The sequence below is a fragment of the Rufibacter sediminis genome, assembly GCF_014269285.1.
GTDB classification, from domain to species: domain Bacteria; phylum Bacteroidota; class Bacteroidia; order Cytophagales; family Hymenobacteraceae; genus Nibribacter; species Nibribacter sediminis.
On the sequence record NZ_JACOAF010000029.1, the window covers coordinates 1 to 23,982 of the forward strand.

14 protein-coding genes are annotated in these 23,982 nt (G+C 47.4%); all 14 read left to right on the plus strand.

From position 1 onward, the window contains the following. Positions 1–763: 763 nt before the first annotated feature. The 14 genes from H7U12_RS11650 (at position 764) to argH (ending at position 23,783) form a co-directional block, all read left to right on the plus strand. The gene (locus H7U12_RS11650; protein WP_186637882.1) at positions 764–3,997 is read left to right on the plus strand and encodes a SusC/RagA family TonB-linked outer membrane protein; all 3,234 of its coding nucleotides are present in this window, start codon (positions 764–766) and stop codon (positions 3,995–3,997) included. A 22-nt stretch (positions 3,998–4,019) separates the two neighbouring features. Next, the gene (locus tag H7U12_RS11655; protein ID WP_186637891.1) at positions 4,020–5,477 is read left to right on the plus strand and encodes a SusD/RagB family nutrient-binding outer membrane lipoprotein; all 1,458 of its coding nucleotides are present in this window, start codon (positions 4,020–4,022) and stop codon (positions 5,475–5,477) included. A gap of 1,616 nt (positions 5,478–7,093) precedes the next feature. Further along, positions 7,094–10,093, plus strand: coding sequence for a SusC/RagA family TonB-linked outer membrane protein (locus tag H7U12_RS11660; RefSeq protein ID WP_186637894.1), 3,000 nt, complete (start codon positions 7,094–7,096; stop codon positions 10,091–10,093). Between the two features lie 18 nt (positions 10,094–10,111). Continuing rightward, positions 10,112–11,524, plus strand: coding sequence for a RagB/SusD family nutrient uptake outer membrane protein (locus H7U12_RS11665; RefSeq protein ID WP_186637897.1), 1,413 nt, complete (start codon positions 10,112–10,114; stop codon positions 11,522–11,524). A 174-nt stretch (positions 11,525–11,698) separates the two neighbouring features. Beyond that, on the plus strand, positions 11,699–12,346 hold the full coding sequence (locus H7U12_RS11670; RefSeq protein ID WP_186637900.1) for a hypothetical protein: 648 nt from the start codon (positions 11,699–11,701) through the stop codon (positions 12,344–12,346). Between the two features lie 826 nt (positions 12,347–13,172). Beyond that, entirely contained in the window at positions 13,173–13,763 is a 591-nt protein-coding gene (locus tag H7U12_RS11675) for a GNAT family N-acetyltransferase (protein WP_186638066.1), read from the plus strand. Between the two features lie 99 nt (positions 13,764–13,862). Further along, the gene (gene argG / locus H7U12_RS11680; RefSeq protein ID WP_186637904.1) at positions 13,863–15,059 is read left to right on the plus strand and encodes an argininosuccinate synthase; all 1,197 of its coding nucleotides are present in this window, start codon (positions 13,863–13,865) and stop codon (positions 15,057–15,059) included. Then, positions 15,049–16,038, plus strand: coding sequence for an N-acetyl-gamma-glutamyl-phosphate reductase (argC, locus tag H7U12_RS11685; protein WP_186637906.1), 990 nt, complete (start codon positions 15,049–15,051; stop codon positions 16,036–16,038). The genes argG and argC overlap by 11 nt, the downstream gene beginning before the upstream one ends. A 436-nt stretch (positions 16,039–16,474) precedes the next feature. After that, the gene (locus H7U12_RS11690) at positions 16,475–17,602 is read left to right on the plus strand and encodes an aspartate aminotransferase family protein (protein WP_186637909.1); all 1,128 of its coding nucleotides are present in this window, start codon (positions 16,475–16,477) and stop codon (positions 17,600–17,602) included. A gap of 77 nt (positions 17,603–17,679) precedes the next feature. Then, positions 17,680–18,636, plus strand: a complete 957-nt coding sequence (locus H7U12_RS11695; protein ID WP_186637912.1) for an N-acetylornithine carbamoyltransferase — start codon at positions 17,680–17,682, stop codon at positions 18,634–18,636. A 313-nt stretch (positions 18,637–18,949) separates the two neighbouring features. Next, positions 18,950–19,744: an acetylglutamate kinase gene (argB, locus tag H7U12_RS11700; RefSeq protein WP_186637915.1), complete on the plus strand. Its 795-nt coding sequence runs from the start codon at positions 18,950–18,952 to the stop codon at positions 19,742–19,744. 553 nt (positions 19,745–20,297) lie between these two features. Further along, positions 20,298–21,119, plus strand: coding sequence for a pyrroline-5-carboxylate reductase (gene proC / locus H7U12_RS11705; protein ID WP_186637918.1), 822 nt, complete (start codon positions 20,298–20,300; stop codon positions 21,117–21,119). A 266-nt stretch (positions 21,120–21,385) separates the two neighbouring features. Further along, positions 21,386–22,450 carry a M20 family metallo-hydrolase gene (locus H7U12_RS11710; protein WP_186637922.1) on the plus strand — a complete coding sequence of 355 codons (1,065 nt, stop codon included), beginning with the start codon at positions 21,386–21,388 and terminating at the stop codon, positions 22,448–22,450. A gap of 1 nt (position 22,451) precedes the next feature. After that, positions 22,452–23,783 (plus strand): argininosuccinate lyase, encoded by a 1,332-nt coding sequence (gene argH / locus H7U12_RS11715; protein WP_186637925.1) that lies wholly within the window; start codon positions 22,452–22,454, stop codon positions 23,781–23,783. Positions 23,784–23,982: the final 199 nt, after the last annotated feature.

Genomic DNA, 23,982 nt, shown 5'->3' on the forward strand with positions numbered 1-23,982 from the left:
ATCGCCACCCGCTACGACAAAACCGCTGACAGCTTCGCCGGGTTCGTCTACCTGGCATCCATCATGATCCTTTTACACTAATTGTCAACGCGCCCTAACACAGGAGCTATAAAATCATTTTTGAGTGATGTTTAATGTCGTCAATCATGATAAATTAAATTCTATCTATATAGACTTAATACAAAATAAGCACTAATAGATAAACCAATCTCAGAAGACTACTTTTAACCCAAACTAGCAGGCATAAGTATTAACTTAAGATTATTTCTTCATGTGTATGCATATACAGACCTCACCCCTATATGCATACACATGACATAACACTAAATATTATATATTTACTATATTACATTTAATTCGTAATTTAGGTAATAGGATAAACTACACCCTAGTTTATCCCGGCTCAAAAATTCTCCTAGTTTATTGAAGGATGGTATTGACAAAATAAGCTCCAGCTGATTAGACCTCCTAACATAGGCATCTGTAAAGAACTCATAGTAAACTACATCCTACATCTCCCTAATCAATAATAGATGTTATTTTTTAATAACCTTAGTTAACCATCTCGGCAGCTAAATACCAACTTACCTTATGACTTCCTGTAGTAAAAAAAGTCTATTCATAGACCTTAAAATTTATTAAGTGCAACAAAAACCAAGAAAGGATATTCATTAAATGAACATTAAAAATACTTCACAATTTTCTAAAGTATAAAAAAACACTTATTATTAACCTTTATTTAACAAACCAAACTATAACCAACATGAAGAAAGTCTTACTTTTAAGTCTTTTGATGCTCTCTGTGCTTCTGAATGAAGCTATAGCGCAAACAAGGACTATCACAGGAAGAGTGACTGATGCAGCCACAGGTGAAGGTATGCCTGGTGTGACAGTACAGCTCAAAGGCAGTAGCATTGCCGCTCCCACTGACATCAATGGTGGATATACCATTGCAGTGCCAAATGCAGGTGGGTCTTTAGTATTTTCATTTATTGGCTACACCAATCAAGAAATTGCTATTGGAGCTCAAACAACTATCAATGTTCGCTTGGGAACCGATGCTAGACAGTTAGCAGAGGTAGTTGTAACCGCATTAGGTGAATCACGGGAAAAAGAAACGCTTCCTTATTCTGTAGGAGTAGTAAGCGGGAATAATCTAACGTTGGCTAAATCAAATGACGTAAGCTCTTCTCTGGCTGGTAAAGTTGCAGGTATACAACTACAAGGATCTCCAAGCTCTACATTTGATAATGCATCAATTGTAGTAAGGGGAGCTAATGCTCTAAGCATCCAGAATCCCCTCTATGTTGTGGATGGTACTGTAACTGATCAACAAAACGTGATCATGGACAACGTAGCAAGTATCTCTGTATTGAAAGGAGCTGCTGCAACTGCCCTTTACGGTAACCGTGCCGCAGCCGGTGTAATTATCATTACCAGCAAAAAAGGAATAAAAGGCAAACCAACTGTTGAGCTGAACTTAGGTGCTACAGCTGAGAGACTGTACTTATTACCCCCGTACCAAGACCAATATGCTGGTGGCTATACCTCTACTGCCTCTAGTGCTGCTGCTGGTGGCTATGATGATGCAGGCTTTCCTGTATTCACATATGACCCGACAAAAGGCCACCCTGCAGAATGGGCAGCATTTGATGGACAGCGTATGCTAGAATACGGTGCAGATGAAAGCTGGGGCCCAAAAATCAATGGTCAACTTTACCGTCCATATTACTCTTGGTACCCAGGAGCAAGATTTGGCGAACAAATTCCATTAACTGCCCAACCAGACAACATTAGAGACTTCTTCAAAACGGGCATGTTCTTAAACAACAGCATTGCTTTTAGTGGATCCGGTGATACGTACAACTACCGTTTAACCTACTCCAACCAGCACCGCACATTGACAATCCCTGAGGCAAAGCGGGATCAACATCAGGTTGGATTGAACACCACGTTCAATGTCACTCCAAAATTCACGGTAACTACTGATGCAACCTTGACATACAATGACACCAAAGGTGCACCTGCTGAAGATTACCGCAATGATGGTTTGAACGTAACCCAAGGCTTTAACCAATGGTTTCAGAGACAGATAAACCTAGATGATCTGAAAAACTACAGAACTCCAGACGGAAGATACGTGTCTTGGAACATTGGAGACCCTAATGCCAGCGGTAACTTAGCTAATATCTTAAGGCCACAGTATTGGGAGTCTCCTTACTTTGTACAGGAAAACAACTTTACAACCCAGCAAAACACCCGTTTAGCAGGTAATTTAGGGTTAAACTACAAAATCACAGATCATATTGACGTACAAGGTAACGCTCGTATGAGCTATAGAAACGGGAGAAACGACGGTCGGATCGCTACTGGCTCTATTGCCACGCCACAATATGAGGTAAGACAATTTATTATCCGTGAGTTTAACTATGAAGGCCGCGTAAACTATAGAAGAGAGTTTGGAGACTTCTCCGTAGATGGTTTTGTGGGTACAGCGTTAAGGATCAATGACTATGATGACCTTCTCCAAAGAACACAAGGCGGTTTAGCTGCTCCAAATTTCTTTGACATTGGAGCATCTGTCGCCCGCCCATATTCCTTCCGTGACTATCGTGACACAGAAGTAAGAAGCCTTTTGGGTCGGGCTTCGGTTGGTTACAAAGGTTTCTTATACATCGACGGAACCTTACGTAATGACTGGTCCTCTACCTTACCAGTTGAGAACAACTCCTTTATGTATGGCTCCATTGGTTCTTCAATTGTATTTACAGAAGTAATCAACAATGAAAGTATTAGAAGAGTACTCACTTCAGGTAAACTGAGAGGTTCATGGGCACAGGTGGGTAATGATATTGGATTCAACCAAGTGAACATTGCCAACGTGAATGAATCTTCATACGGTGACAATCCTTCAGCCTCTATAGGTAACCAATACAGATCAGGCCAGGTGAAACCAGCCATCACTACTTCTTGGGAAATTGGAACAGACCTGCGCTTCTTTGACCGCTTTGGTGTAGAGTTTACCTACTATAATGATGTAAACGAAGATCAAATCATTGGCTTAGAAATTGACCCAGCAACTGGGTTTAGTACTGCCCAAGTAAACGCAGGTAAATTCGTCCGGAAAGGGATTGAGCTGTCTTTGAATGCTACTCCGGTTCAATCAGAAAACTTCACATGGAACGTGATTGCCAACTTTGCAAGAAACCGTTCTGTGGTAGAGGAATTGATTGAAGGCTCAGACGTTTATTTGGCAGGAACAGACTGGAACAATACCCGCCTAGAACACCGCGTTGGTCAAGAGTGGGGTATGTTGGTAGGTAGAAGATGGAATAGAAATGAGGCAGGTCAGATTCTAGTGGGTGCCAATGGTGTTCCCACCTATAGCGTTGGTCAGGAAAGAGGCTCTGTGCAACCAGATTTCACCGGTGGTCTTTTTAACACCTTCTCTTACAAAGGCTTTAACTTAGGCTTCTCAATCGACTTCCAGAAAGGTGGTTTATTCTACTCTTCCACCAAACAGTTTAACTTGGGCACTGGTTTATCTGAGTATACTGTAGGTGTGAATGACAAAGGCAATGATTGGAGGGATTACCCATCTAATGGTGGTGGTATCAGAGTACCAAATGCTGTTTTCGCTCCTGGTGTAACTCGTGGTGGTGCAAGTATTGCTGGCCAGCCAAATGATGTCTATATGCCAGCCCGTACATATTTCTATAATGCCTTGCAGAATGGTTCTATTGATGAATTTGTGTTGGACGCCTCTTATCTGAAACTTCGTGAAGTTCGTTTGGGTTATGACATTCCTAAGTCTTTCTTAGGAAGAATGCCAATTACAGCTGCAAGTATTGCTCTCATTGTAAATAATGCTTGGTTAATCAGTGCCCCAGCAAAAGACTATGGTATTGATCCTTCAGAATTAGAAGACTACTGGACAGAAGGCGGTCAGTTAAGCTCTACCCGCAGCATGGGTGTGAACCTAAGACTTACATTCTAATCCGTTCTAAAAAACACTTGAAATGAAAAAGAAAATTTTATCGATTGCTACAGGTTTACTAGTGTTTCTAGGAGCCTGTGACTTTAGTGATTTCGATGACACAAACGTGTCTCCTACTCAGCTTCCTGCGGTTTCAACTGGAGCTTTGCTAACCTTCGCTGAGCAGGCGATTTCATACACTACATTTAACGGGCCGGCCAGACAAACCCCTACCGAAGGGCCGTCTTCCACCGCAGGTTATGCAAATGCCTATTTTCCACTGTATGCCCAGTATCTGGCAGAAGGCCCTTACCCTTCTGCTCAAAACTACAGCACCCGGAACGTTTCCTGGACAGAGTGGTACAGAGGTCCTTTGTCTAACCTGCAAGCCATCATTGATTATAACAATGAGGGAAATCCTGCCGCTGACCTTGCTTATGGTTCAAAGAACAACCAGATTGCCGTAGCTCGCATCTTGAAGGCATATTACTTCTGGTATTTGACCGACATCTACGGCGACATCCCTTATTTTGAAGCTCTAAAAGGCTTTGAGGTTAAGATGCCTAAGTATGACAAGCAGCAAGACATCTACAATGACCTCTTTAAGGAAATGACGGAGGCTCAAGCCATGATCAATGAATCTGAAGCACCTGTCACCGGTGATGTTTTGTTGAACGGTGATATGGCTGCCTGGAAGCGCTTTGCCAACACTGCTCGCATGTTCATGGCTTTACGTTTAGTTGATGTAGACAAAGCCAAAGCAACAACTGAGTTCCAGGCAGCCATGGCAGCTGGTGCCATCACTAGCAATGCGCAGAACATCATTTACGAATTCATTGGTACTGATCCTAACAACTGGAACCCTTGGTATGAAAACTATACCAATGATAACCGAAATGACTACGCACTAAGCAATACTATTGTAAATAACATGCAAGGTGACCCCCGTCTACAAGTTTATGGTGAATCTATCAACGGTAGAATCATTGGTCTAGAGTATGGCACCACAGCTGCCAGAAACATTCCTTCGGCTTACAGCCGCCTAAGCCAGACCTTCCAAGGGGCAGATGCTGTTGCTCCTATCTTCACATATCCTCAGGTCCTTTTTGCAAGAGCTGAGATGGCAAACAGAGGCATTATAGCTGAAAGCGCTGCCACATTGTATGAGCAAGCCATTACTGCTTCTGCAGAATATTATGAAGTTGGAGCTATCCCTCATGATGCTTATGCCGGTAATAACGTACAGGGTCTGGAGCAAATCATCACCCAAAAATGGAAGCACCAATTCCTGAATGGTTTTGAGTCCTGGACAGACTGGAGAAGAACTGGATATCCATCATTCCTGAAACCAGGTCCTGGTTCATTGGAAGCTCAAGGTATTCCACTTCGTCATAGCTATCCAGCTAATGCCCGTTCTATCAACCAAGCAAATTATGATGCAGTAATAGCACGTCAGGGAGCTGATACCAACTATACGAGAGTTTGGTGGGATGTGAAATAATATTTTCAATTCTCCACTTCAAAAAGAGCCAGGCAATGCTTGGCTCTTTTTGTTTTTCTGGGAGGCACCATAATCATCAAAGGGGTAAAATCAATTAGGGCAACGTACTTGGTTGAACGGCGGCGACAGCCGTCGGCTAGAGATAACGTTTAGCTGTTGTTAGGTCTAGTTTTTTTTCTGCAAAGACTGAACGTCCTTTTCTGTTTTTAGCCTGATTTTACAAAAGGAGCCTGAAAACAGCTTGCCGAGCAAAACCATTATTTTTTTGTCTGTCGTTTTTGCCCTGATTTACGAAAAAGAGGCCAAAAGCGCCTTTCTATGTCGGATTGCGCGCATTGGAGATAAATTTTATGCAAGCATTTTGCGTCAATCCCTCTTCTATAACTTCTGCTACACCTGCTGGTCAAAGTCGGACAGCATTCACTTTCTTTTGCCAAGCTAACTTAAAATTTTGCTGATTATTTATTCTTCCGCTTCTGCTACTCTTTCCGACAATTTTTCAGCAAAGCTTGAAGAACGTTTCTTCATGTTTAAAAATAAACCTAACTACCTAGTATTAGGAAAGTAGTAACAGATTTACCATACTCGGCAGCAATCTGGAGGTAATGTTTGTTACGTTGAAAAATCCCGAGATTGCATTAGTTTATATAAATGGCACGCAGCTATTCTCATTAGTGCAGCAAGGGGAAGCTCCGTCAATCTACCCTTGTTTGATTACTTTAACCTATTCTCTATTTTATAACCCTACTTTCGACCATAACAATCTCATCTAAACACTGATCAGGAATGACTGTGCCTAACTGCGATACTAATCGCAAGTATTTGCCCGCATGATTTGCCTAAGAAATCATGCAAAAGACAAAGTTTGTCGCTAAAGCTATCTTGGTGACAGCTTATACGTTCATCTTAGTTGTTGTCTTTCACTGGGCAGTCTGTTGATGCGCGCAACTAAAGGGCTTGCCCAACATCATCCATATCTGGCTATAGCAAGAACTCAAATGTTGTAGAAACGAGAATATCCGTTCACCTCACGCCCTTCCTTGCCCGTTAACTAACCGAGCACCAATTGCTTACCGTACTGGCAGATTTCACTAATGAACGCCTTGACAGGAAATTCACAGCACATCGTGAAAGAAGAGGCATTTGTATCTGGTCTTGCGTTCACCTTTGTAACTATACTTAGTAGCAGATTCCCCACGAGACTACAATTTCAGTTATTTATTGCACTGCATCAGAGGCATTATCTCTTAAACATCATCTGTCATAAATGATTTCTAATTATTAGCACTACTCAAGTTTATCAAACCAGTAGGGTTATCTTTCATATGTTACAAGAAGAATCCTTTGGATATTTATCTAATGCATTATTCCTTCTACTAAATCTGCCCTATCACATAATTTGCACAAACATTCAATTAACTGCATTCATTAATACATTTTAAGAATCTCATTAATAATAAGACTTACTCATTTGTTTAGAAAATTGTGAAAACATCCTTGACTTTGTCTCAAAACTCAGTTCAGGCCGCAATCCACTTCTCTTTTGCACATACTTCTACATTGTAAATATTATTTTTTTTATTAAATTAATACCTTTATAACTAACCAAAACGAAGATGAAGAAAATTCTACTTTTAAGTCTTTTCTTGTTGTCTGTGCTTCTGAACGAGGCCATGGCACAATCAAAGACAATCTCTGGAAGAGTAACTGACGCTACCACTGGGGAGGGAATGCCTGGGGTAACAGTCCAGCTCAAAGGAACTAGTACTGCCTCCCCAACAGATGCTAATGGAAGCTACTCCCTCACTGTACCAGCAACGGGCGGCACCCTCGTATTCTCTTTTATTGGATATGGCAATAGAGAAGTAGCCATCGGTGGACAATCAACCATAGATGTCCGTTTAACCTCAGATGCCCGCGCCTTAACGGAGGTGGTGGTGACTGGGTATGGCACCCAAACCAAATTGGAGCAAACAGGGGCTGTGTCTCAGGTGGGCGGGGCCGAGATCGAAAACATCCCTATGTCTTCTGTAGACAAAGCACTTCAGGGTCGGGTACCTGGCTTACAGTCGGTAGGTGCCTCTGGCCAACCAGGCTCTGCCCAACAGATCCGCATCCGGGGGGTAGGTTCCATAACCGGCTCGTCTGCTCCTCTCTTTGTGATTGATGGTGTACCCATCAACTCAGGTGACTTGTCCAGAAACACGACTACAACCAATGCCCTCGCGGGTATCAACCCTAATGATATTGAGAGTATTAACGTGTTGAAAGATGCATCAGCCGCTTCTATCTACGGATCCAGAGCAGCAAACGGAGTGATTGTGATTACTTCAAAAAGCGGGAGAGCTGGTAAAACCAACGTGCGCTTTGACGCAGAATTTGGTACAGCAAAACGAGCATACTACAATGAGAATACCCGCATGCTCACAACAGCTGAGAACATCGAATTATTTGGGGAGGCCTTGAGAAATGATGGTTACTGGGACTTCTATGAACTAGATGAAACTAATATTGTGGATTTCATAGAAGAAAACTTTGGTATTGATCCTGACGTGAATACAGATTGGGAAGATGAGGTGAATCGTAAAGGAAGAACACAACAATATAATCTTGCATTCTCGGGAGGCAATGAAAAGACTACCTTCAATCTTTCAGGAGGTTATTTCAACCAGGAAGGCACCACCCTAAAATCAGAATTCGAGAGATACTCAGGCAGCTTTAACATCCGGCACAGTTTGAACGAGAAACTGGCCTTCGGCACTAATCTGCTGCTCTCCTCTTCTACGCAGACTGGGCCTCTCAACAGCGGATTCTTCGCAAACCCGGTTTTAGCCGGCTTGTTTTTGATGCCGTCATTGGCGCTCGACTCAGAACCTCAGGGGCCTTTTAACCCCCTCCGATTGGCAGAACTTGACAAAAATGAAAGCCATATCTTAAAAGCGGTAGGAAGCATCAATGGAGAATATAAAATCCTACCAGGCCTCTCCTTCACTTCTAAATACGGAGTTGACTTCAACAGCCTGGAGGAAGACAATTACCAGAACCCTTTCTATGGTGATGCTGAATCAGTTGTTGGGAGTGCTACTAGATACTATACCCGTTATTACAATTGGGTTTGGACGAACTTATTAAATTATACCTGGGATCTCAACCAGGACAACACCTGGGTAGTCAACCTGAAAGCAGGTTATGAGGCCCAGAAGTCTTCTTTCTATTCATCAAACGTGTACGCAGAGAACATGCCTCTGAACATTGATTTCAGGGCTCCTTCAAATGCAGCAACTCCAATCACAGCGGGCGGCTCTGATGAAGGCTACTCTTTTGCTTCCCTCCTTTCTCTTGGTGATATATCTTATAAGAGTAAATACGTGCTTTCTGGATCTTTCAGAAGAGATGGCTCTTCAAGATTTGGTTCTGAAACCAGGTATGGTAACTTCTGGTCAGTTGGAGCCAGTTGGAACATTGACCAGGAAGAATTCATGCAAGACTATGGCTGGGTCAATCAGTTAAAGCTAAGAACTTCTTATGGTGTCAACGGAAACGCCAATATCGGGAATTATGATTGGAGAAGGCTCTACTCTTATGCCAGCACCTATGAGGGTTCTGTGGCAGCCACTCCTTCTTCATTGGGGAATGAGAATCTTACCTGGGAGAAAAATAAACCTTTCGATGTGGGAATTGATGCTATTCTCTTTGGGAATCGGTTAAGCTTTACAGCCGACTACTATACCAGAACCACTTCAGACCTGTTGCTTAATCGTCCATTGTCTTTAACAACTGGCTGGCCCAGTAGATTAGAGAATATTGGGGCCATGAAGAATAGTGGCTTTGAATTTTCCGTTTCTGGTACCCCTGTGCAGATAGGAGACTTTAAATGGGATCTGAGTTTTAACATCTCTAAAAATAAAAACGAAATCACCGAACTTGCCGTGGATAAGCAAGAAACAGGTGGTTTTATCAGACAAGTTGGCCAAGACATTTACCAATTCTACATGCCGCTTTGGGCTGGCATTGACCCTGTAGACGGATTGCCGATGTGGTATAAAGATGGATCTCGCTCTGAAACAACAAAGACGTACTCAGAAGCCCAATATTCTTTAACCGGTAAATCTGCCTTGCCAACAGCTTTTGGCAGTTTTGGCACTACTCTTTCGCTCAAAGGACTTACTCTTGATGCCTTGTTCTACTACAGCTATGGCAACTACATCCGTGACCCATATTACCAGTATTTAAATAGCGGTGGCTGGTACCTGGGCGGCTTTAACCAAAGAGCAACCCAACTTGACCGGTGGCAACAAGAAGGAGATCAGGCAACTGTGTCAGTTCTTTCCTATGACAATGATTACAGATTCCGCTCCCTTTCAGACAATCAATTGAACAAAGGTGATTTCATTCGTTTACGGGATGTTACTTTAAGCTATAGCCTGCCAACTAGCCTTATTGGCAAACTGAAGATGACCAATGTAAGGGTTTACGCCAGAGGAACGAACCTGTGGACACGTGTTTCAGATGACAATCTGCCCTATGACCCAGAAGCAGGTGGCGTAACCGGAACCACGAACTTTGAGATCAATGTTCCTAAAACAGTCACTTTTGGTATAAACGTTGGCTTCTAATCTAAACAAAGACTCCTGATGAAAAATAGTTATAAAATTCTGCTTTTAAGCATTTTATTCTCTGCGAGCACCCTCAGTTCATGTGGCGATGAGTTCCTGGACGAAACTCCCTCTACAGAGATTAACGCGGCTGAGGCCCTCCTGACAGAAAACGATGTCTTGAGTGCCTTACGGGGTGCTTACGGGGGCTTAGCTTCCACTGACTTATATGGCCTGAATCTTCCTGTTTTAGGAGATATGTTAGCAGACAACCTGTATGTAGCCACATCCAACTCTGGCTACTTCAATACCTTGTCCGGCTACAACTTTCTTAACAACAGCGCTGAGATAACAGAGATATGGACAGGCGCCTATGATGTCATCAACCGGACCAACTCCATTATCAATTCTACCCCTACGGTCGTAAACCAGGAAGTGGTGGACCAATACAAGGGAGAAGCCTATGCACTCCGAGCGCTAATCTATTTTGAACTGGTACGGCATTTTGCCAGACCTTACAATGAAACGGCAGATGCTTCTCACCTAGGAGTACCAATTGTGGTAACTCCATATGAATACAATGCCCAGCCTAAACGTAACACCGTAGCCGAAGTGTATACCCAGATTCTAGCGGATTTAGACAAGGCGTACACCTTGATGACCATGGACCCCGGTCCGGTGCGCATGTCTAAGTATGCAGCCCGCGCTTTACAGGCAGAGGTAAACCTCTACAAAGGGGACAACACCGCAGCCTTACAACAAGCCGAAGAAGTAATCAATGACAGCGGCGTGGAGTTGTTGCCGTACGCATCTGTCCTGGACTATTGGGAGGAGACGGATGCTACCAAGTTACAAGGGGTAGAATCATTGTTTGAAGTGTCAGCCACCCAGACTGAGAACAATGGAGTAAACGAATATGCCTATTTCTTCAACCAAGGCGGCTACGGTCAGAATTTGGCTACGCCTAGTCTATTTGCCCAGTATTCTGCAGATGATATTAGAAGACAACTGATAACCGTGGGCAGAAGAGGAGCAAATGACAACCCCGCGTACATTGTCACTAAGTACAACGCCATCTCTGGTGATGCAGAAGATAAAGTCGTGATCCGGATGTCTGAGGTGTATCTTATTGCGGCAGAAGCCGCTTACCGCACCGGTAATTCAGGGCTTGCCCTTACATATCTCAATACTTTGGTAAATGAGAGAGAGCCAGGGAAAGTATATGCCTCCACAGGAACTCAACTTCTCAGTGATATCATCTCTGAACGCAGAAAAGAGCTCGCATTTGAAGGAGACAGATTCGCTACTCTAAACAGACTGAAGCTAGATATCACAGGAAGAAGAAGAAACCCAAATACACTAGCCTACTCTGATCCCAAAAGAATCTTACCTATTCCAAGAACCGAGATAACCGCTAACCCTAATATTCAGCAGAATCCAAATTGGGACTAATAGCTCCCCTTGATAAAAGTTGAACTTAAAAATTAAAACCTAAAAGAAACCCTCGGTAAAGTCTGGGGGTTTCTTTTTAGATTCACAGAAGTCGCTATTTCCAAGTAAAAGATGCTAGCTAAAATGCCATGTTCCAATCGTTATGATTGCACCTCTCCATTTACACCCCTGTTTATGAACGCCTCAAAAATTATAGCTCTAGTTTTAACTGTCATGGCCATAACGAGCCAAAGAACACAAGCACAGGTTTATCTGGAAGAAGTAAATGGAAGACCTATCAGGGTAAATCAATACATAAATGTAGAAGGCTCACCTTATCTGCTGGAAGAATGGAGCAAAGGAACTCTAACACTGGCAGATGGGACAGCCTATAAAGACATCGTCCTGAAGTATGAAATGGTGGAAGGTCTTGTACTCTTCAGGAACAAGCAAGGAATAGTCCTTGAACCTATGCAACCCGTTACTGAATTCACCATTTACTCCCCTCCCAATGCCTCCATCCAACAGACTAGAAGCTTTGTAAGCGGAGCTGCCTTTGATGCGAATACCGCAGGAAATGTATTTTATGAAGTGCTAGCGACCGGGCCAGTTGGGTTACTAAAAAGAAATTTCAAAGTTATTCGGGAAGAAAAGGCCTACAGTTCCGCTTCTATCACTAAAAAAATAGCAGAAATCACGACCTATCACCTTCGGAAAGGGAATGACCTAATCAAGATAAAGAACGAGGAAAAATCAGTTCTAGCTGCCCTAAGCAACCAGAAGGACAAACTGAAAGCTTACCTTTCGGCCAATAACCTAAACCTTAAAAAGACGAAGACTTAGTTCAGCTTATCAACTATTACAATAGTCTTTAGAGAGAGGATCGGCATCGGGGCCTGTTTGCATCTGTTTTAAGCCCATTTTTAGAAAATGGGCTTAAAACAGATGCTCATTGCTTTGAAAGGATGGCTTGACCAATTAATGACCAAATCATTGCAAAAATACCGGATAGATGAGAACAACCAGCCCTTTCTACCTTATAACTAAGACTCAGGAAATAAGTTCTAACAGTTAAGAAATGTAGGTCTCCGTTATCCTAACTATAGCTTGCCTGAAGTGAACTACTTGAAGTTGAGAAAAGAATAGCTAGCCCATAATGCTTCAATTGATTGACAGTTCCCTCCTATAGAATAGCCCAATACGACCATCTTCCTGTTTTAGCTAGGCTGCAACCGCACTTGTCTTCTGTGTTAAAAAATAAATCATTCATAAGAAATGAACCAAAACGTTGGTATTTTCATTTTTTATATGGAATCTTTGCACCAGCTTTCAAGTTGAAGCCACCTATATTTTACACGATTCTAAGTCAATGAATAAAAAGTCGCTTTTATCAGTTGTCGTTACAACGGTAAAACGCTCCTTCCTGAGGAGTGCGCTTTTTTCTGTTCTGCCCAGAACAGTTTTTTGTGAACCTATTTACCTTACCCGATCCAGGCGCTAGGCCACCGGCGTAGGTTGTGATCTACAACTAAACCGGATGCATCTCTGTATACCAACTCTTAAAGTTGGTAGCAGTACCCCTTTTTTCTTTTTACTTATTTTTTCAAAACATACTGCGATGCGTACATACGCTTCGGCTGTAGAGTTGCAGCCTATTGCATCTGTTTCCATGGAAACTCAATCTGATTTCACGGTGGTGGTGGCCACAGAGGAACACACCCCATATGCCCAACAAATCTGCGATGAGATGGAGTCATCGGCAAAAGCGCGTGGAACTGGTATCGCCAAGCGCTCGCCGGAATATGTGGCGTTAAAAATGCGGGAAGGCAAAGCCGTCATTGCGTTTGATGCAGAAGGCAAGTGGGCCGGATTCTGCTACATTGAGACCTGGGGTCATGGCGAGTACGTGGCCAACTCCGGTTTGATTGTATCGCCGCACCTGCGCAAAAGCGGCTTGGCCAAGCGCATCAAGCAGAAAGTGTTTGAACTATCGCGCACCAAATACCCGCACGCTAAAATTTTCGGACTCACTACGGCGCTGGCGGTGATGAAGATCAACTCAGACCTGGGCTACCGCCCCGTGACCTATTCTGAGCTCACCAACGACGAGGAGTTCTGGAAAGGCTGCCGCAGCTGCGTGAACTTTGACATCTTAACGGCCAAAAACCGCAGCAACTGTCTCTGTACGGCTATGCTATACGTACCGCCAAAGACAGAAGAGGGTTCAAACAATCCTGATGCCCCAGCGCCTCAACAATAATTAACAGCTTCTTCTGGGAGTCAGCTTTTTAGCAGAACTGATTCCTAGACGACGCTTTACCCATACTTTTCATTTACAAGCACTTTATAGTTAACACCCATGAAAAAAGTAGTTCTCGCGTTCAGTGGCGGCTTAGACACATCTTTCTGTGTGAAGTACCTACTGGAACAAGGTTATGAAATCTATTCGGCCATTGTGAATACTGGCGGCTTCTCTGAGGAGGAACTGGCGGAAATCGCCCGAAGGGCTGAGAATCTGGGCGTGAAACAGCACGTAACCTTAGACGAAACCGACAACTACTATCAAACCTGTCTGAAGTACCTGATTTTCGGGAATGTGTTGAAAAATAACACCTACCCACTATCGGTGAGCGCCGAGCGTATCTCCCAAGCCGTGGCCATTGCCAAATACGCCCAGGAAATTGGCGCCGAAGCGGTAGCGCACGGCAGCACGGGCGCAGGCAACGACCAAGTGCGTTTCGACATGGTATTCAATATTCTGGTGCCGAATGTGCAGGTGATTACGCCCATCCGTGACTTGAAACTATCACGCGAAGAGGAGATTGCATACCTGAAAGAGCGGGGCGTGGAGATGGATTTCCAGAAGGCGCAGTACTCTATTAATAAAGGTATCTGGGGAACGTCGGTGGGTGGCAAGGAAACTTTAACGTCGCACCAGGCATTGCCCGAATCTGCGTACCCTACTCAGCTTACTAAAGAAACGCCAGAGCGCATCACGCTGCACTTCAAAAATGGTGAACCCGTGGGCTTGAACGACGAGCTATTCGACAATCCTGTGCACGTGATTCAGAAGCTGCAGGAGATTGCGGGGGCATTCGCCATTGGTCGTGACATCCACGTGGGCGATACCATCATCGGGATTAAAGGACGCGTGGGTTTTGAGGCGGCTGCGCCGATGGTCATCATCAAAGCGCACCACGCGCTGGAGAAACACACGCTCACCAAGTGGCAGCTGTACTGGAAAGACAGTCTGGCGACCTGGTACGGCAACTGGATGCACGAGGGCCAGTTCCTGGACCCCACCATGCGCAACATTGAGACATTCCTGACCGACACGCAGAAAACTGTGACCGGAAAAGTACACGTGTGGCTGGCCCCGTACCGCTTCCAGATAGAAGGCATTGAGTCAGAGCATGATTTGATGTCGTCTAAATTCGGTTCTTACGGCGAGATGAACAACGCCTGGTCGGGCGAAGACGTGAAAGGCTTCTCTAAGATTTTCGGGAACCAGACCATGATGTACCGCTTAATCAACGGCGAAGACGATGCAAAATAGTCTTATAAAAGTGGGCATAGTAGGCGGAGCAGGCTACACTGGTGGTGAGCTGCTGCGCCTGCTGGTGCACCACCCGCACGTAGAAATCAGCTTTGTGCACAGCAACAGTCAGGCCGGCAAACCTGTCACCGACACCCATACCGACCTGCTGGGCGACACGGAGTTGGTATTCACCAACGAGCTGGGCACCGAGGTGGACGTGCTGTTCCTCTGCGTAGGCCACGGAGACGCTAAGAAATTCCTGGACGCCAATCCAATACCAGACGAAGTAAAGATTATTGACCTGAGCCAGGATTTTCGCCTCACGGCGAAGTCTTCTTTGGGCAATCGCCAATTTGTATATGGTCTGCCAGAACTAAACCGCGAGCAAATCAAAACTGCCGCTAACGTAGCCAACCCTGGTTGCTTTGCGACGGCAATCCAGTTGGCCTTGCTCCCGCTGGCACAGAACGGCTCTTTGCCCGCAGAAGTGCACGTGAGCGGCATCACGGGTTCAACCGGCGCTGGTCAGAAACTGGCCGAGACCTCCCACTTCAGCTGGCGCAACAACAACATCTCCAGCTACAAAGTGTTTGGGCATCAGCATTTGCATGAGATCACTGAGAGCCTGCAATCATTGCAAAGCAACTTAGACACTGCCATCCGCTTTGTGCCGTACCGTGGTAATTTCAGCCGGGGTATTTTGTGCACTACATATTTGCGCTCAGACCTGAGTCTGAAGGAAGCACAGCAATTGTACAGGCAATTCTATGAAGGTCACCCGTACACGCTGGTAACCGATAAGAACCCAGACCTGAAACAGGTAGTGAACACGAACAAGTGTCTCTTATATATAGAGAAGCACGAGGATCAACTGGTCATCACCAGCCTGATTGACAACCTGCTGAAAGGTGCCTCGGGCCAGGCCGTGCAGAACATAAACCTGCTGTTCGGGTTGGACGAAAGGGCGGGCTTGCAGTTGAAAGCTATCGGGTTTTAATACATCCAATTAATTTCTGTTTTTTGCCTAGTTTGCTGAAACTAGGCAAAAAACAGAAAAGGCGAATCACCTGAAACTCTATTTTCTATGGCGCGGAAGTTACTTCCGTGCCTTTCCGAAGTTAGTAAGAGAGTCACGGAAGTAACTTCCGCGCCATAGTAGAACGGGTTACATTGAGCAAATAACAGAAGGGTATTGCACCCACGCACCCTATCTGTCATCCTGAAAGGAACTTGTGGGCGAACTGTAAAAGCGTTTACCATAACGCTACTCTAGCTTGCTCACAAGGTCCTTTCAGGATGACAATAAAAATAAATGAAGCTGCCACGATTTAAACGCCCGCGCCAGCAAAATATAAATTTCTGTTTTCGGCCTGTTTTTCAAAAAAGAGCCTGAAAACAGAAAGGTCTAATGTCTTGAATCTTACGTCTTCAATATGAACCTCTTCGACGTTTACCCCCTCTTTGATATCACGCCTGTGAAAGCCCTCGGCTCCAAGCTTTGGGACGAGAACGGCACTGAATATTTAGACTTATACGGCGGCCATGCCGTGATTTCCATCGGCCACAGCCACCCGCATTATGTGCAGCGCCTCACAAATCAGCTCAACAACATTGGCTTCTACTCTAACTCCGTGAAGATTCCGCAGCAGCAGGAATTGGCGGAGAAATTGGGCAAGTTGAGCGGTTACGAAGATTACCAACTGTTCCTGATTAACTCCGGCGCTGAGGCGAACGAGAACGCTCTGAAACTGGCCTCGTTCCACACGGGCCGGAAGAAAGTGATTTCGTTCAGCAAGTCGTTCCACGGCAGAACCTCGGCGGTAGTAGCCGCCACCGATGACCGCAGCATTGTAGCTCCCGTGAATGAGACCGATAACATCATCTTCCTGCCATTCAATGATGCTGCCGCGGTGGAAGAAGCATTGGCCACGAACGAGGTAGCCGCCATTATTGTGGAAGGCATCCAGGGCGTGGGCGGTGTGAATATCCCTACCGCTCCCTTTTTGCAGGATTTGGAAAAACTAGCCAAGAAACACGGCGCGCTGCTCATTCTGGACGAAATCCAGTCGGGCTACGGGCGTTCTGGCAAGTTTTTCGCGCACCAGCACGCAGGTATAAAGCCAGATTTGATTACCATCGCCAAAGGCATGGGCAACGGCTTCCCGGTAGCGGGCGTGTTGATTTCCCCAGAAATTCCGGCCAAACACGGCATGCTGGGCACCACCTTCGGGGGGAATTATCTGGCTTGCGCGGCCTCTCTAGCGGTATTGGAAGTGATGGAACAGGAGAACTTGGTGGAGAACGCTGCCCAAATGGGCGAGTACCTCATGGAAAAAGCCAAAGCCATCCCCGGCGTGCGCGAAGTCCGCGGCCAGGGCCTGATGGTCGGCATCGAGCTGGAAAACCCGTGCGCCCCGCTCCGCAAAGCCCTGCTGGACGAGTACCGTATCTTCACCGGCTCGGCCTCTAACAAAAACACCATCCGGATACTGCCTGCCCTGAATGTGACGCAGGTCGAGCTGGACCGGTTTTTAGAGGCATTCGCTGCCTTAGTAAAATAGACACAAGATGTAAGACATAAGATGCAAGACTTTTGATATAGGATGAAAAGTCTTGTGTCTTGAATCTCAAAAATATAATGAAGCAATTCACTTCCGTTCACGACGTAGAAGACCTAAACGCCCTGGTGCAGGAAGCGCTGGAGTTGAAGAAAAACCCGTACGCGTTTGAGCACCTAGGCAAGCGCAAGACGCTGGGCCTGATATTCCTGAACCCCAGCTTGCGCACCCGCCTCAGCACGCAGAAAGCGGCGCAGAGTCTGGGCATGAACGTGATGGTCATGAACATGGGCCAGGAAGGCTGGGCGCTTGAAACCCAGGACGGCGCCATCATGAACGGCACCACCGTGGAGCACATCAAGGACGCGGCCGCCGTCATGGGCCAGTACTGCGATGTGCTGGGCATGCGCTCTTTCCCGAAGCTGCAGAACGTGGAAGAAGACTACTCCGAGGAGATTCTGAAGAAGTTCATCCAGTACGCTAACGTGCCGTTCGTGAGCTTAGAGTCGGCCACACGTCACCCGCTGCAAAGCTTGGCAGATTTGGTCACCATCACCGAGCATGCCCCGCAAGGCCGTCGGCCGAAGGTGGTTTTGACCTGGGGCCCCCACGTGAAGGCATTGCCTCAGGCCGTTCCTAACTCTTTTGCTGAGTGGATGTGCGCTGCCGATGTGGATTTCGTGATTACGCACCCCGAGGGCTACGAACTAGACCCGCAGTTCACCCAAGGCGCGACCATCACCCACAACCAGCAAGAAGCCCTGGAAGACGCCGATTTTATCTACGTGAAGAACTGGTCCACCTTCCAGCCCAACTACGGAGAGGTACTCACGCAAGACGCCAGCTGGATGCTCACGAACCAGCATCTGGCCAACACCAACAACGCCAAAGTGATGCACTGCCTGCCCGTGCGCCGCAACGTGGAGCTCAGCGACGAAATCCTGGACGGCCCGAACTCTTTAGTAGTCAACGAAGCCGCCAACCGTGAATTCGCGGCCCAAGCGGTGCTGAAGCGGTTGCTGGAAGGGATTCAGTAACGGAACTAAAGACCTCACAGGTTTTGAAAACCAAAGAGCTCACAGGTTTTGAAAACCTGTGAGCTCTTACTTACCTCCCTCCTCTTTGTCATCCTGAAAGGATCTTGTGGGCGAACTAGATAGACCGTTGCTAAATGCAAGAAACCGTTTTTAGTCTGTTTTTCAGAAAAGAGGCCGAAAACGGAAGTTAAGTATTGAGCTACCACTTTTCTAACTTGCCCACAAGGTCCTTTCAGGATGACATAATAATCTGAGCAAGTCTAACATCTCGTGTCGTGATACTTGATACGCGATACCTGATACGAATACAAAAATGCAGAAACTCAACGTCATCAAAATAGGCGGTAACGTGCTGGACAACCCGGCGCAGTTGGAGCAGTTCTTAACTGATTTTGCTTCTGTGCCAGGCCCCAAAGTACTGGTGCACGGCGGCGGCAAGATTGCCTCAGAACTGAGCAAGCAGCTGGGCATTGAACCCAATATGGTGACCGGCCGTCGAATTACCGATGCCGATACCCTGCGCGTGGTCACCATGGTCTATGGCGGCTTGCTGAACAAGAACCTGGTGGCGCAACTGCAAGCCAGAGGCTGTAACTCCCTCGGCCTCACCGGCGCCGATGCCAACGTCATCCCCGCCCACAAACGCCCCGTGAAAGACATTGACTACGGGTTTGTGGGTGATGTGGAAAGCCCCGAGCAAGTGAACATAACGTTTCTGGCCTCCCTCGCAGAGCAAGGTCTTACGCCCGTTTTCGCGGCACTAACGCATGACGGCCAGGGGAACATGCTCAACACCAACGCCGATACCATCGCCTCTACCCTAGCCGTGGCCCTGAGCCACCAATTTGAGGTGAACCTGATTTATTGTTTCGAGAAGAAAGGCGTGCTATTGGATGTGGAGGATGAAACCAGCGTGATTCACCACCTGCAACCACCCTATTATGCTGAGCTGAAAGAACAAGGCGCCATCTTCGCGGGTATGCTGCCCAAGCTGGACAACGCCTTCGCGGCGCTGGAACAAGGCGTGAAGGCGGTCATCATTGGTGATGCGGCGGAAATTAAAGACATCGCCTCTGGCGGAAAGGCAGGAACCAGGATAACGCTGTAACAAAATACTGGCGCGAGACTTCCGTCTCGTGCCAAAGGATGAAGCGAGTCTCCAGACTCCCGGAAACCACGGAGCGGTGAATGCGGGCAAAATGGAGTCTGGAGACTCCACGCACCCATCGGCACGAGTCTGGAGACTCGCGCCAGTGAACATCCTCGTGCTGCAATAAAAAGAAAATTTAGCAGATGCGTTTTGGGGATGTTTTCCTGAAATCAGGTTCAAAACGAAACTGTAGATTTTAGAAGGGTTGTGGCGCAAGCGTCCGCTTGTGTCAGCACGCATACAAGCACGAGACATTTAGAATTAAGCTAACTCTTGGATTGCACCAGATCAGAAAGTAGTAGAATCTGAAAGGGACAGCGTTCCTCCAATGGCTTCAGCGCAGAAGACCTCGTAGCGTCCGGAGGACCTGCGAGCGTCTCCGCCAGAAGTGTTTAGCGCCTGTTTTTCCGAAAACAAGCCCAAAACAGCGGCAGTTATGCGACAATCTCTTTTCTTGCAGCAGCAACAGTAACATACCAGCCAAAACATCGGCTACAACATATAGAATACCATGAGTGAACAGTACAAGAAAATAGCCATTCTGGGCGGCGGCAACATGGGCATCGCGCTGGCGAAGGGCATGGTGGCCTCCGGGAAATACCGCGCCGAGGACATTACCCTCACCCGCCGCAATACCAAGCTATTAGATGCCATGGTGGAGCAGGGCTACCGCGTCTCCAGCAACAACGCGCTGGCCGTGGCCGAGGCCGACATCATCGTGCTCAGCATTCTGCCGCAACAGCTGGACAGCGTGCTGGACAATATCTCCGAGAGCATCGACCCCAGCCGCCATCTGTTCATCTCCATCGTGACCGGCGTGGCTGTGACGGACATTATCAGCCGCTTGGGAAAGGTAGTGGAAGTGGTGCGCGCCATGCCCAACACCGCCATCGCCATTCAAGAGTCTATGACCTGTATTGCAAGCAAGAATGCCTCGCCTCAGAACATAGAACTGGTAAAAGACATCTTCTCCGCCGTGGGTGAGACTGTGGAAATTGAGGAAGAACTCATGTCCTCGGCGACGGCCTTGGTGGCCTGCGGTATTGCCTTCTTTTTACGGTCCATCCGCGCAGCGGCTCAGGGCGGCACCGAGATTGGTTTTCATGCGGGAGATGCACTACGTATGGCCGCTCAAACGGCCAAAGGCGCAGCTTCGCTGTTGCTGCACTTCGGCAGTCACCCCGAGAACGAGATTGACAAGGTAACTTCGCCCAAAGGCTGTACCATTGCAGGCCTGAACGAGATGGAGCACAATGGCTTCAGCTCGGCCATGATTAAGGGCATTAGAACCTCGGCCAACAAGGCAGAGAAGTTGTATACTGACGAAAAGTAGAGACCAGGCACCGCCTTGTCTCCACTCATTGCTGTTTAGCGGCTCTTTTTCTGAAAACAGGCCCAAAACAGAAAACCTCTGGCGCGAGACTGAAGTCTCGTGACACAGGATGAAGCGAGTCTCCAGACTCGCCGGAAACCATACGCTAAAGACAGGTCAGCCATGCGTGCTGTCGCTGCATTAGGCAGCGAGAGTAGTCTGGAGACTACTCCTCATCTGTAGGCACGAGTCGCAAACTCGCGCCAGCGGAATTTTGATTTTAAACAATGAACAACACCTTATACCAAGACGCCCTCGCGTTACTCCAGCAATTGATTTCCATCCAGTCATTCAGCCGTGAGGAAGCAGGAACGGCGGAGGCGATTGCGCAGTTCCTGCAGACGCGGGGCGTGGAAATTCACCGGCAGCAGAACAACGTCTGGGCGTTCAATAAACACTACAACCCAGCCTTGCCCACGGTGCTGTTGAACTCGCACCATGACACCGTGAAGCCGCACCCCAGTTGGACCTTTGACCCGTTCACGCCTACCGTGCAAGACGGCAAACTCATTGGGCTGGGCAGTAATGATGCTGGTGGTTGTTTAGTGTCGCTCATCGCTACGTTCCTGCACTTTTATGAGCGGCAGGATTTGACCTATAATCTGGTGCTGGCGGCTACCGCCGAAGAAGAAATCTCGGGCAGAAACGGCATTGAGCTGGTGTACCCAGAACTGAGCGCGGTGGAGTTTGCCATTGTAGGCGAACCAACCCAAATGCACCTGGCCGTGGCCGAGAAGGGCTTGATGGTACTGGATTGCATAGCCCACGGCCAGGGCGGACACGCGGCCCGTGAGGAAGGCGTCAATGCCATCTACGAGGCGTTGCCTGATATTGAGTGGTTCCGCACGTTCCGTTTCCCGAAGGAGTCCAGTTTCTTGGGGCCTGTCAAAATGAGCGTAACCATCATTCAGGCAGGTTCGCAGCACAACGTGGTACCTGACCAATGCAAGTTTACGGTTGATGTGCGCATGACCGATGCCTATCAGCCGGAAGAAGTATTAAGCATCATTCGGGAGCATGTAAAGAGCGAGGTGACGCCACGGTCTACCCGTTTGCGGCCCTCGTCTATTGACCGGGAACATCCTATTGTGCAGTCGGGCATCAGGCTGGGCAGGAACCTGTACGGCTCCCCTACTACCTCAGACCAGGCGCTGTTGAGCATTCCTTCGCTCAAAATTGGCCCGGGTGACTCGGCGCGGTCGCATACCGCCGATGAATATATTTACCTTTCAGAACTGGAAGAAGGCATTCAGCTTTACATAGAACTTTTGACACCCGTTATTACCGCTTAGCATGAAACTCTGGCAGAAAGAAACCTCCGTGGCGCAGAACGTTGAGAAATTCACCGTGGGCAAAGACGCCGAAATGGACCTGCAACTGGCTCCGTTTGATGTGCTGGGTTCCCTGGCGCATACGCGCATGCTGGAAAGCATCGGGCTCATGGAACCCGATGACTTGGCCGCCGTGCAGCGCGAGCTAAAGGAGATTTACAAAAGCATTGAATGCGGCGAGTTTACTATTGAGCCAGGCGTGGAAGACGTGCACTCGCAAGTGGAATTGATTTTGACACGCCGCTTAGGCGAGGCGGGCAAGAAAATCCACAGCGGCCGTTCCCGCAATGACCAGGTGCTGGTAGACCTGAAACTGTTCATCCGCCATGAAATCAGGCAGACTGTGGAGGCGGTGCACACACTCTTCAATACCTTGCAAGAGCTCAGCGAAAAGAACAAAGATGTTTTACTGCCAGGCTACACGCACCTGCAGGTGGCCATGCCCTCATCGTTTGGGTTGTGGTTTGGCGCGTACGCCGAGAGTTTGGTAGACGATTTACAGCTGTTACAAGCAGCCTACAAAATCAGCAACAAGAACCCACTTGGCTCGGCGGCTGGGTACGGAAGTTCCTTCCCGCTCAACCGCCAGATGACCACCGATTTGCTGGGCTTCGAGGCGCTGAATTACAACGTGGTGTACGCCCAGATGGGCCGAGGCAAAACGGAGCGCAGCGTGAGCATGGGCCTGGCGTCTATTGCTAGTACTGTTGGCCGCATGGCCATGGACGTGTGCCTGTACATGAGCCAGAACTTCGCCTTCGTGACGCTGCCCGACGAACTGACGACCGGTTCCAGCATCATGCCGCATAAGAAAAACCCCGATGTGTTTGAGATCATGCGCGGCAAGTGCAACCGCCTGCAGGCGCTTCCTACTGAGATTCAGATGCTGCTCGGCAACCTGCCCTCCGGCTATCACCGCGAGCTGCAATTGCTCAAAGAAAGCTTTTTCCCCGCCTTCACTGAAATCAGGAACTGCCTGGAGATGATGACGTTCATGCTTCCGCACCTCAAACTGAACCCAGACATCCTAAAAGACGAAAAGTACCAATACCTCTTCAGCGTGGAAGTGGTGAACAACCAGGTGCTCAGCGGGGTGCCGTTCAGAGATGCCTACAAAAACGTGGGGTTAGCCATTGAGAAAGGTGAATTTGAACGTCCTGAGAAAGTGAACCACACACATGAAGGCAGCATTGGCAATCTCTGTACAAAGCAAATCAAAGGCCTGATGGACGAGGTGCTGAGCGGCTTCCAGTTTGAAAAAGTAGATAAAGCAATAGCCGAATTACTGACGTAGAACCGTCCTCTAATTCCTTCTCCAATGGAGGGCAACGCTGGAGATGCGTTTAGCGACTCTTTTTCTTAAAACAGGTCCAAAACGCAGTAGACCTCACAGGTTTTCAAAACCTGTGAGGTCTTTTTATTACTGGCGCGAGACTCCTGTCTCGTGCCTCGTGATGAGGCGAGTCTCCAGACCGCCGAGAGCCAAGGGTAGA

What these genes read in the sequence shown, in the direction of transcription:
- H7U12_RS11650 (WP_186637882.1), top strand. Translation starts at nt 764, where the DNA reads ATGAAGAAAGTCTTACTTTTAAGTCTTTTGATGCTCTCTGTGCTTCTG.
- H7U12_RS11655 (WP_186637891.1), top strand. Translation starts at nt 4,020, where the DNA reads ATGAAAAAGAAAATTTTATCGATTGCTACAGGTTTACTAGTGTTTCTA.
- H7U12_RS11660 (WP_186637894.1), top strand. Translation starts at nt 7,094, where the DNA reads ATGAAGAAAATTCTACTTTTAAGTCTTTTCTTGTTGTCTGTGCTTCTG.
- H7U12_RS11665 (WP_186637897.1), top strand. Translation starts at nt 10,112, where the DNA reads ATGAAAAATAGTTATAAAATTCTGCTTTTAAGCATTTTATTCTCTGCG.
- H7U12_RS11670 (WP_186637900.1), top strand. Translation starts at nt 11,699, where the DNA reads ATGAACGCCTCAAAAATTATAGCTCTAGTTTTAACTGTCATGGCCATA.
- H7U12_RS11675 (WP_186638066.1), top strand. Translation starts at nt 13,173, where the DNA reads ATGGAAACTCAATCTGATTTCACGGTGGTGGTGGCCACAGAGGAACAC.
- argG (WP_186637904.1), top strand. Translation starts at nt 13,863, where the DNA reads ATGAAAAAAGTAGTTCTCGCGTTCAGTGGCGGCTTAGACACATCTTTC.
- argC (WP_186637906.1), top strand. Translation starts at nt 15,049, where the DNA reads ATGCAAAATAGTCTTATAAAAGTGGGCATAGTAGGCGGAGCAGGCTAC.
- H7U12_RS11690 (WP_186637909.1), top strand. Translation starts at nt 16,475, where the DNA reads ATGAACCTCTTCGACGTTTACCCCCTCTTTGATATCACGCCTGTGAAA.
- H7U12_RS11695 (WP_186637912.1), top strand. Translation starts at nt 17,680, where the DNA reads ATGAAGCAATTCACTTCCGTTCACGACGTAGAAGACCTAAACGCCCTG.
- argB (WP_186637915.1), top strand. Translation starts at nt 18,950, where the DNA reads ATGCAGAAACTCAACGTCATCAAAATAGGCGGTAACGTGCTGGACAAC.
- proC (WP_186637918.1), top strand. Translation starts at nt 20,298, where the DNA reads ATGAGTGAACAGTACAAGAAAATAGCCATTCTGGGCGGCGGCAACATG.
- H7U12_RS11710 (WP_186637922.1), top strand. Translation starts at nt 21,386, where the DNA reads ATGAACAACACCTTATACCAAGACGCCCTCGCGTTACTCCAGCAATTG.
- argH (WP_186637925.1), top strand. Translation starts at nt 22,452, where the DNA reads ATGAAACTCTGGCAGAAAGAAACCTCCGTGGCGCAGAACGTTGAGAAA.